The organism is Hymenobacter fastidiosus, assembly GCF_039539565.1.
GTDB lineage: Bacteria > Bacteroidota > Bacteroidia > Cytophagales > Hymenobacteraceae > Hymenobacter > Hymenobacter fastidiosus.
Genome location: NZ_BAABDJ010000041.1, coordinates 1 through 9,904 on the forward strand (window position 1 = coordinate 1; position 9,904 = coordinate 9,904).

Below are 9,904 nucleotides of genomic sequence, written 5' to 3' on the forward strand. Positions count from 1 at the left end.
ACCGAATTTACGAACTAAGCCAGGGCCGCCTGGTTGCTCAGCACCAGTACGCCGAGTTGGTACAAAGTATCGTATAAGTGTTTTTCTGCTGGGCAGCTGCCCACTTTTTCAAACCTGATGCACATGAATATTAACGTCACAAAGTCCTATTTGCCACCCCTGGAAGAGTACGTAGCCTACCTGAGCGGCGTTTGGGACCGAGTATACCTGACCAATGCAGGCCCTTTGGTTGTTGAACTGGAGAAGCAGCTGCGGGAGTACCTAGGAGTAAAGCATTTATTTTTCGTCAACAACGGTACTATTGCCCTGCAGATTGCCATTAAGGCGCTGGAACTGCAGGGTGAAGTAATCACGACCCCTTTCTCCTACGTGGCTACCACTTCCAGCCTGGTATGGGAAGGCTGCAAGCCCGTATTCGTAGATATCGACTCCAAAACTTTGTGCCTGGATCCTACGCTGATCGAAGCGGCTATCACCCCCCAGACGGTAGCTATTATGGCTACGCATGTGTATGGGAATCCCTGCGACTTGGAGGCCATTGAGGAAATCGCCGTACGTCGTAAGCTGCGCGTGATTTATGACGCGGCCCACGCCTTCGGCGTTACCTACAAAGACAACTCAGTGCTGAACTACGGCGATATTTCCACGCTGAGCTTTCACGCTACTAAGTTGTTTCACACGGTAGAGGGTGGCGCCATTGTAACAGATAACGATGAGCTGGCGCACAAAATCAGCTATATGCGCAACTTCGGCCACAACGGCCCCGAAGCTTTCTGGGGCGTGGGTGTGAATGGTAAAAGCTCGGAGTTTCATGCCGCCATGGGCTTGTGCGTGCTGCCGCGAGTGGATGAGCTGATTCGTCGGCGCAAGGAAATCAGTGAGCGGTATGACCGCCTCCTGGCTGATACCCCCCTGACGCGTCCCCGTATTCACGACCATACCCGCTACAATTACTCGTATTACCCCACGCTGCTGCCCTCGGAGGAAGTGCTGCTGCAAGTTCGTGATGCGCTTAACGCGCAGGATATTACGCCGCGCCGCTATTTTTATCCCTCACTGAATACCTTGGACTACACCGACAAGCAGCCGGCCCCCGTGTCGGAGGATGTATCAGTGCGGGTACTGTGCCTGCCGCTGTACTATGGGCTGGAGGATGAGGACGTTGACCGGGTTTGCTCCACTATTCTGCAGGCCTTGGGAAAAGAAGCGGCTGTTAGTCAATAGGGCATAAGCGGCTCCGAGATTTGTGCTGGATGACGGAGCAGGAAGCGTATAGTAATGAAATTACCAGAACGAGTTGTTTCAGGTGTCATGCACTTCATCTGGCCACGGCGAAGCGCATGATACCTGAAGCCGTTTGATCTTTCAGCGTAGGTAAGGATGCTAATAATTGGAGCACGGGGTCATGCTGTTGAGCTGTTGCATGTGTTCGAAAATGAGTGGCAGCCCGCAACTGTCGCCTTTTATGATGATGTGACGCCGAATATGCCGGAGCAGCTTTTTGGGCTGTACCCAATACTGAAGGCGCCGCACTCGGCCGCTGAGTGGCTGACAACGGATAACCGCTTTGTGCTGGGAGTGGGGGGCGTTCGGGTGCGGCAGATGCTGACCCAAAAATTTCAGGATCTGGGCGGAAGGCTACATTCGGCCATAGCGGCTTCCGCAAGTATCAGCAAGCACGGCTGCGTGCTGGGCGAAGGGCTCAATGTGATGCAGCAGGCATTGCTGTCGCCCAATGTACACGTTGGCGAAGGCAGCCTGATTAATACGGCGGCCAGTATTCACCACGATGTGGTTGTGGGGCGGTACTGCGAAATTGCCCCCGGGGCGCGCCTGTTGGGCGGAGTTCACCTCGGCGACTTTTGCTTTGTTGGGGCCAACGCGACGGTGCTGCCGCGCGTACGCCTTGGGCACCACGTGGTGGTGGGCGCGGGGGCCGTCGTCAACCAGGATGTACCGGACCACACCACCGTAGTTGGTGTGCCGGCCCGGGCTCTGGCCAAGAAACTTTGAACACCTTTCTGAAGCGAAGGTACTGTCTTTTCTTCTGTTGTTTTTCCCTCTCATGCCGAAAGTAAGCGTCTGTTGCATTACCTACAATCACGAAAAATTTCTGCGTCAGGCCATTGATTCGGCCCTGATGCAGCAAACGAAGTTTGAGGTGGAAATCGTGATTGGCGAGGATTGCTCAACCGACTCGACGCGGGACATTGTGCTGGATTACCAGCAACGATTTCCGGGTCGGGTGAAGGCCCTGCTGCCGAAAGCTAATTTGGGCATCATGGGCAACCTGATGGCTACACTGGCGGCCTGCACCGGCGACTATATTGCTTTGCTGGAAGGTGATGACTATTGGACGGACCCGCAGAAGCTGGCGGTTCAGCTGGCTACGCTGGAGGCTCATCCAGAATGTGCGCTCTGTATTCACGATGCAGAAATGTTTTCGGATGAAGTGATAGTGTTTGCCAATCAGGAGCAGATGACGTCCAGACTCTATAGTGAGCAGTTTCCTCAGATGATGTCGGCGGCCCGTCCGGTTATCAGTCAGGAGGAAATAATCCAGCTGGGGTGGGGTATTCCAACGGCCTCCATGTTTTTCCGGCGGTCAGCCTTGCAAATGCCGCAGTGGTTCAGTGGGGTGTACAGCGGCGATTATACGCTGCAACTCCTCATCACTCAGCACGGCAGTATTTACTACGTGCCCCGTGTAATGTCGCGGTATCGGGTGCATACTGGCAGTATTACGATGATGGCAGTGCACAGCCTGTCCATGATCAATAAGCGTATTTTTGAATTGCAGCACTACCGCAGCCTGCTGCCGCAGGCATCCGAGCGCTACAGCACCGATCTGGAATACTGGTACTTTGTGCGGAGCGTAAAATTCCGGCAGAACGGCCAGCCATTGCAAGGCTGGCTGGATTATCTGCGGGCCGTAACCGTCAGTTCCGCTCGCTTAAAAAAACACGTAAAGCGACTTTTTATTCGGTAGATGCTGCCTTAGGCTGTCCTAGGGCGCCGGGATTTTGGGTGCTTGCCGTTTCCGCAAGCTGAGTTCCGGCCCCAACCATGGCCTGCGTAGCCTGTCCGGATCTTTTCGCTACCTCTCATCTTTCTATATAAGAACATGGCCATTCCCACACCTTTGGTTAGCGTAATGGTGGTGACATATAACCACGAGCAATACGTGGAGCAGACTTTGAATCAGATCATTTCCCAGCGCGTGAACTTTCCGTTCGAAATAGTGGTGGCCGACGACTGTTCTACGGATCGTACACCAGCAATTCTGGCCCGCTACCAGCAGTTGCAGCCTGACCTGATCCGGTTGCTTCCCAACACGCATAACCTGGGTGTATCGCACAATTTTGAGCGGGCCATGTACAGTTGCCACGGCAGTTACGTGGCCATAGTAGAGGGCGATGACTATTGGACTAGCCTGGAAAAGCTGCAACGCCAGGCCGACTTTTTGCAGGCACATGCCGACTTCAGTATGTGCTTTCACAATGCCGAAGTGGTGTATGAAGATGACCCCACACGGGCGATGCACCTGATGAATCAGAGCGAGAAAACGGAGTACAGCCTAGACGACATTACCAGTGGCTGGTTTATCGCCACCGCCTCGGTGATGTACCGCAATGGCGTGCTTCACTCTTTACCCACCTGGATTCATGAGTCGGTGGTCGTGGATTTGCCGCTTTTCTCTTTGTTGGCATCTAAGGGCCGGGTCGGTTATCTGCCCCAGCCGATGAGTGTATATCGCGTACACTCCGGGGGAGTAACCCGAGCAGGCAAGCAGGAGCAGTTTCTGCTGCGCCTGGGCCAGATGTGCCAATACTTGGACGTAGAACTGCAGCATCGCTACCACCGCAACTTGACGCTCAAGCAGAGTGAAAATTACAGCATTCTGGCAGGGGTAATGGTCAAAGATCAGCAGTATGACAAAGCCCGCGAGTATTTTATGCAGTCGTTGCGCCATAAGTTTTCGGTGGGGCAATGGCCAAACGTGCGCGACCTGAAAACCCTGATAGTGTTGTCCTTTCCGGGGTTAGGGACCGCTACCAACTAATTTGAGGTGGTCGACTAAATCTGGACAGAACTGGGTGGTATCTTTCCTAAGTAGTGAGAGACATACCTACTCTATCCCACGATTTTTACAGGCATTTGATAGCGAGCAACTTGCCTGATAAGCCAGCGCAGGTTCACGTTTGAAATGCAACAAATTGGGTTGAAAAGAGGAATTTAAGGTGTTTGTTGCGCGTGGAATAGTTCAATTTCTTTCGGGGTCGGTCATTGAGGCGGTCCTGGTAGGTGGTTATCTGTTGGGGGCTCATCTGGGAAAAGTCTTGCTTTTTGGGCAGATACTGGCGGATGAGTTTGTTGTTATGCTCGTTGCCTCCCCGTTCCCAGGCATGGTAGGGGTGGGCAAAATAGAAAGACGTTTTTAACGCTTTGGCGATCTGCTCATAGTCGGCGAACTCGGTGCCGTTATCCGACGTGAGCGTGTGGACGGGCAAGCCGCTTTGGCTTAGGCTGTCAATAACCGCCTGACGGGTCTGGGCAGCGGATTTATCGTCTACCCGCTGCATGAGCAGATAGTTGCTGCTGCGTTCGGTTATCGTGACCAGGACGCCTTTTTGCTGGGGACCCAGCACCGTGTCGAGTTCCCAGTCGCCAAAGCGGCTCTTCTCTTCCACCACGGCCGGGCGCTGGTCGATGCTGGGCAAAGCGGCCCTTTTGGCCGCTTTGCCGCGCCCGTCGGGTTTGCCATAGCGCTTGCGATAGGGCCGATTGGCGTGGCGTAAGTCTTTGTACAACTGGCCGCCCTGCCGCTGGTCGCGCCAGATGTGGGCATAAATGGCCGCCCGGCTGAGCATGGGCTGGCCCTGCTGCTGGCAGCGGCCTTTTATCTGGTCGGGCGACCATTGGTTGGCCAGGCCTTGGGCAATGGTCTGGCACACAAGCGGTATCGTTTTCACGGCGTTGGCTTTTTTGCGTTGGGCCGCCCGTTTGTGGGCCAGCTGCGGCTGGTACGCCTGGCGGGTGGGGCCATTACGGGCCAGCTCGCGCGTGACGACCGAGCGGTGTTTGCCGATTCTACGGGCAATCTCGGCGGGCTTGAGATGGCGCAGGCTCCAGATTTGATACCTTTGGCTGAGGGTGAGGTGGGGCATGGTGCAACAGTTTGGCGATTGAGGCAAACATACCACCTTCCCCGGAATCAGAGGGGAGGTAACTCCCCGCTGAGATTCCTGGTAAAGTGCTATTGCAGACAGCAAACGCGTTTGTTGCATTTCATTTTAGAATCTAAGTAGCCACTTCTTCCGAATCAAGTCTATTAGACCACCGCCAAACATTAAAGCTGAGCAAAGATTTCTTCCGCCGTAGGCAGATACTGACTCATGCCCCGATAAGCAATTCCGGCCACCCGGCAGCGAGCCCGCAACAGCATTTTGTCGGTGGCCAATAGCCGCGCTATCTGCGGATAGATACGGTTCGCCTCAGCCGGACTGAATTCTTGTACCACTACCCCCACCTCATCTCTTTCTGCTACCAAATCATCCTCCGAGACCCCTGCGCACACTAAATACGGCAGCCCGCAGCACAGATACTCGCCTACTTTAATGGGAGAACGAAACCGTTGGGAGGGTAACGCCGGCACCGCGACAATTCCGAAATCGGCGGCTGAAATGTAGTCCTGCACCTGCTCATAGGGGCAACGCGTTACCGTATAGCTGGCGTCCGGCAAGCCTGCTTGCTGCATCAGGCCCGCAACGTAGTCGACTGGTTCCGGCGTCACAATCAGGAAAAACAGGCTGGAATTATGCTGGTAAAACGAGTAAAACAGCTCAGCAATTTCCTGGTCATAATAGATACCCCCGAACTTGCCCAGATATAAAATCACGGTCTGCTCGGTTGGAATTTTATACTTGTCCCGTACCCGCTGCCGTCCTTCCGGTCGAAAGGCAATTCGGGTTTCATCAACGCAGCTGGGCAGCTTATACACTTTGGCCTTACTACCCCGCTGCTGCAGCCGCTGCATCATGTGGATGGTTCCGGTTGAAAGAATATCAGCTTGCAGGCCACTAAGCCGTTCTAAATAATTCAGCCCCCGGTAGGCCAGACTGCTGGCGGGCCAGATGTGGCAATCGAGCATGAACTCGCTGTGCGGCTCGTACTGGTAGCCGTAGTATTTGAGCCCGAACAGCTTGGCAATCAGAAAAGCAAAGCTGCCCGATACTGTTCCCAATGACACCACTGATCTGGCGCTGAACTTAAGCTTGAGCCGCAGCACCAGCCAAACGCCGGCCAGCAGGTCATAGGCCTTTTTCAGCAGCTTGAAGCGCCCGGAATGCCATGTTAGTGGATACCAGACCATGTTGAAGCGGGCAAATTCCTCGTGTCGCTGTGTTTGCTGGGCGGGTGTAAGGGCGTATTCGACTTGCTCATACGTAATCAGGTGCAGCCGCAGATCGGGCTGCTGCCGGCCCACGTGCGCCAGCAACAACAGCAGGTTGCCTTTGAAGAGTGGGTCATCACAACTATTATACACGAAAACAATGACGGAGCGAGTAGACATTCTGTGGATTAAGCTTTGTGCAATAAGGCCTCCCACTGCTGCATAATAGGTTCCGGGCCGAAATTCTGCACCCGGACCAAGGCTTGAGTACGATAGTGCTCTATACGGTCCGGAGAGGCCAGTAACTCAAGTAAGGCTCCACTCCATTGAGGAGCAGCACCGGCTACTTCTTGTCCCTGGCCCAGCAGCGGTAACAGCAGTCCGAATTCGGCCCATTCGGGGGTGGCCGCATAGTGGGCGGCGGGCGTGAGCGGAGCTAAGATCTCCCGGGGACCAGTGGGGCAGTCGGTAGAAGCGACCGGTACACCGCAGGCCATAGCTTCGCATAAGGCCATGGGGAAGCCTTCAGTAGCAGAAGAAAGCAACGACACGCGGGCTCGGGCAATGTATTGAAAGGGGTTGCTTTGGAAGCCGAAGAAATACACATCGAAATCGGTGGTTAGCGGCTGTTCGTCCCAGATCTGCCAGCGGCGCAAGTCCAGTTCCTGGCAGCGGCGCAGTAGATCGGCGCGCAGGGGACCGTCGCCCAAAAGAGCCAGCCGGGGCGCATTATGGCCCTGCGTCCGCAACAGTGCCAGCACATCCAGCAAGGCCCGCTGGTTTTTCTCGTGGGCCAGGCGACCAGCTGTAATCAGCACTGGATATTGTGTAAACAATGCCTGAGCCGCTATCGGCAAAGGCTCCAGGCTGCGACGGCGAATACCTTCCACATCGAAAAAATTGTTGATAGTCACTACTTTTTCAGGCTGCAGCCCGAAAGTATCAAGTAGTTCCTGCCGTAATTCCCGGCTCACGGGCACGATATAGTCGGCAGCGCGGTAGAGCCAGGGCATCAGCACCCGGCGGCGCAGCCATCCCAGTGCGCCCCGGATATTGGGGTCGTGGCGCTTGGAGTTGTGCACACAAAGCAGCACCTTTTCGTGCCCCTTGCTTAGCAGATTAAGATAGTCTGCGCCTTCCAGATGGCTGATGCACACGTCGATGCTATGCTCACGCTTCAGGGCCCGCACCCGCTGGATACGGCGCCAGAAAGTCAGCAGCTTCCCGCCTACGCCGCTTCCGGCTGGGATGTCCAGGGCGACGAGCGTATTGCGGGTGGGAAAAGCGACCTCCGTGCTACTGTCGAATACGCACTCAATTACCCGGTGCTGACGAGCTAATTCCTGGCCATGATCGTGAAAAACCCGCTCGGCTCCCCCGTAGGTGAGCTGCGGAATGAGCAGAAGAATATTTTTGCGGGGAGAAGACGACCTCATGCCAGGAAAAGACGGAGCTAGCTGCGCTTCAAATGGCGCAGTACGAAATTTTTGACCGCAAATTTAGCGAATAAACGGGGGGGCAGCCGGTAGTGCCGGGCCAGGGGCTGCCTGTAGTACTCGCGCCAAGAGTTATGGCGGCGGTCTGGATTGAGGTAGCAAGTTAGAAACCACTGCTCGGCTACGGCCCGCAACATGGCGGCCGGGTTGGCAAAGCCACTTTCCTGGTTGCTGACGTATATTTTCCACAGCCACTGATGTACTTCCTCCAACATGATATCCCCCAACTGAAAGGGGTGGTGGGAAATGATGTTGTGCAGGTGCAGCTCCCTGGTTGAGTAAGACACGCCAAACGTGGTGAGCAGCCGGGCCCGGATCTGGTTGGCCACGCGCAGGCGCTCATCGTATACGGCCGGCCGCACGCTATGGGGCAGCACTCGGTATTGCACCAGGGCCTCCGGCAGGTTGGCAATGGTAAGCTGGGGCAGGTAGCGCCCGAAGAAGTCGTAGTCCTCGGTTTGGCGCAGCTGATCGTCATAGCGCAGGCCCTGTTCCTGCCACAGGCGGGCCCGAAGCATCACGGAGGGGTTGCCCACAGTCATGTTGAACACCATCATGGCGCGCGCGTCGACGGGCTGGACCGGGTATTCAAACAACATGCGGCCCGCGCCAAAGCACTGCACCCAACTCCCGACGACGTCTACGGTAGGGTGAGCATCCAGAAAAGCTACTTGCCGGGCCAGCCGCTCGGGGTGACACAGGTCGTCGCCGTCCATTTTGGCTACCAGTTCTCCCCGCACTAGGTTCATGCCCACATTGTCGGATCCCGCGCGGCCAATGTTCTGAGGGTTAGTGTAGAGGCGGATGCGCGGGTCGTTCAGGGCCACAATCCGCTCGGCAGTCTGGTCAGTGGATCGGTCGTTAACGACCACGATCTCAAAATCCTGAAACGTCTGCCGGAGCAGGCTGCGCAGCGTTTCCTGGATGTAGGCCTCCACATTATATACAGGTACTAAAATCGAAACGCGCGGGGACATGAGCTCAACAAATCAAGTGATACGGCTTTGACCTACGTCTGGGAGGGCTGCTGCAGCCACCCCAACAAATCGAAATACGGCATGGCGCGGCGAAATAGCTCCATACCGTTGGTGGTGTAGTCGGGCACTACCACGCCTTGGGGGGCACCGGTCACGGGTTTTTCCAGCAGCAGCAACTGCTGATACGGTAGACGGGTGAATTCGCGCACAAGTTCGGGGGTGGCGAAATCTTTGCTGCCATCGAACTTCACCCGCAAGTTGTTCCAGTTGATGCGCGCTACCCGGCGCTGCCACTTTTCGGCGGCTTCCTGTGGGGAGTGATAGTGCAGAAACTGCACTTCCACATTGCCGCCAAGTGTGGCTACCGGAAACGTTTGCTTGTGACTCTTTTGTAGCTCATTGATACTCTCGTAGCGCGACTGTGCCTGGAACTCCAAGCGCTGGCTCAGGTAGTGCCGGGGGTCGCGTAACAGCTCCAGGTAGCAGGGCGCCATCAGCATCAGGCCAATAAAGGGCGTGTTGAAGGGCAGTTCAAAGTACTTGTACACCTCGGCGCCCCAGCAGTCATTAGAAATCAGGGTGAAGTCATGGTTCCGGAGTTGCTGCTGCTGCCGCTGCCGCCGCCGCTGGTATAGGGTTTCGTTGATTTTAGTGCGGATGCGGCGAATCAATGACATTAGACAAAACTAGTTGAGGTTATCGGGAAGAATTCAGCCGCTGCTGCAGGGCCCGCACTTCGTGAAACACCCGCAAGACCTCCCGGCGGCTACCTACGGACACCCGGAAGTTGTGCAGTGGGTGCAAGACCTCAAAATTAGCTATTTCCCCCTCCCCCGGCAACCAGCGCCATACGGCCGCGACCTAACCAGCCCGCCGGGCCAGCTGCGTAGCCAGGCGCTTGGCATAGAGGCGGCGGAAGCGGGCTTCGGTCAGATTGGGGTGGCGGAAAACGAAGTTGAGGTGTTCTACTGGTCGAGAAACCTTATTGGGTCGGGTATAATTTAGCGAGTTTGATGCGGGCATCCGCCGTTTTGAAT

Annotated in this window: 9 protein-coding genes; 4 read left to right on the plus strand and 5 right to left on the minus strand. The window is 55.7% G+C overall.

Going from position 1 to position 9,904, the window contains the following annotated elements; translation table 11 throughout:
- Positions 1–123: 123 nt before the first annotated feature.
- From ABD833_RS18945 to ABD833_RS18960, 4 genes are all read left to right on the plus strand, one after another.
- Positions 124–1,224, plus strand: a complete 1,101-nt coding sequence (locus ABD833_RS18945) for a DegT/DnrJ/EryC1/StrS family aminotransferase (RefSeq protein WP_345075159.1) — start codon at positions 124–126, stop codon at positions 1,222–1,224.
- A gap of 156 nt (positions 1,225–1,380) precedes the next feature.
- Positions 1,381–2,013: a NeuD/PglB/VioB family sugar acetyltransferase gene (locus ABD833_RS18950; protein WP_345075160.1), complete on the plus strand. Its 633-nt coding sequence runs from the start codon at positions 1,381–1,383 to the stop codon at positions 2,011–2,013.
- A 52-nt stretch (positions 2,014–2,065) separates the two neighbouring features.
- Positions 2,066–2,989, plus strand: coding sequence for a glycosyltransferase family 2 protein (locus ABD833_RS18955; RefSeq protein WP_345075161.1), 924 nt, complete (start codon positions 2,066–2,068; stop codon positions 2,987–2,989).
- Between the two features lie 135 nt (positions 2,990–3,124).
- Positions 3,125–4,063: a glycosyltransferase family 2 protein gene (locus ABD833_RS18960; RefSeq protein ID WP_345075162.1), complete on the plus strand. Its 939-nt coding sequence runs from the start codon at positions 3,125–3,127 to the stop codon at positions 4,061–4,063.
- 133 nt (positions 4,064–4,196) lie between these two features.
- Here ABD833_RS18960 and ABD833_RS18965 read toward each other — a convergent pair whose 3' ends face one another.
- From ABD833_RS18965 to ABD833_RS18985, 5 genes are all read right to left on the minus strand, one after another.
- Positions 4,197–5,168: an IS30 family transposase gene (locus ABD833_RS18965; protein ID WP_345075163.1), complete on the minus strand. Its 972-nt coding sequence runs from the start codon at positions 5,166–5,168 to the stop codon at positions 4,197–4,199.
- 182 nt (positions 5,169–5,350) lie between these two features.
- Entirely contained in the window at positions 5,351–6,574 is a 1,224-nt protein-coding gene (locus ABD833_RS18970) for a glycosyltransferase family protein (RefSeq protein ID WP_345075165.1), read from the minus strand.
- Positions 6,575–6,582: 8 nt separating this feature from the next.
- Complete coding sequence (locus ABD833_RS18975) at positions 6,583–7,830, minus strand: glycosyltransferase (protein ID WP_345075166.1); 1,248 nt, start codon at positions 7,828–7,830, stop codon at positions 6,583–6,585.
- A gap of 17 nt (positions 7,831–7,847) precedes the next feature.
- Positions 7,848–8,867 carry a glycosyltransferase family 2 protein gene (locus ABD833_RS18980; RefSeq protein ID WP_345075168.1) on the minus strand — a complete coding sequence of 340 codons (1,020 nt, stop codon included), beginning with the start codon at positions 8,865–8,867 and terminating at the stop codon, positions 7,848–7,850.
- 32 nt (positions 8,868–8,899) lie between these two features.
- Positions 8,900–9,544: a DUF1919 domain-containing protein gene (locus ABD833_RS18985; RefSeq protein ID WP_345075169.1), complete on the minus strand. Its 645-nt coding sequence runs from the start codon at positions 9,542–9,544 to the stop codon at positions 8,900–8,902.
- Positions 9,545–9,904: the final 360 nt, after the last annotated feature.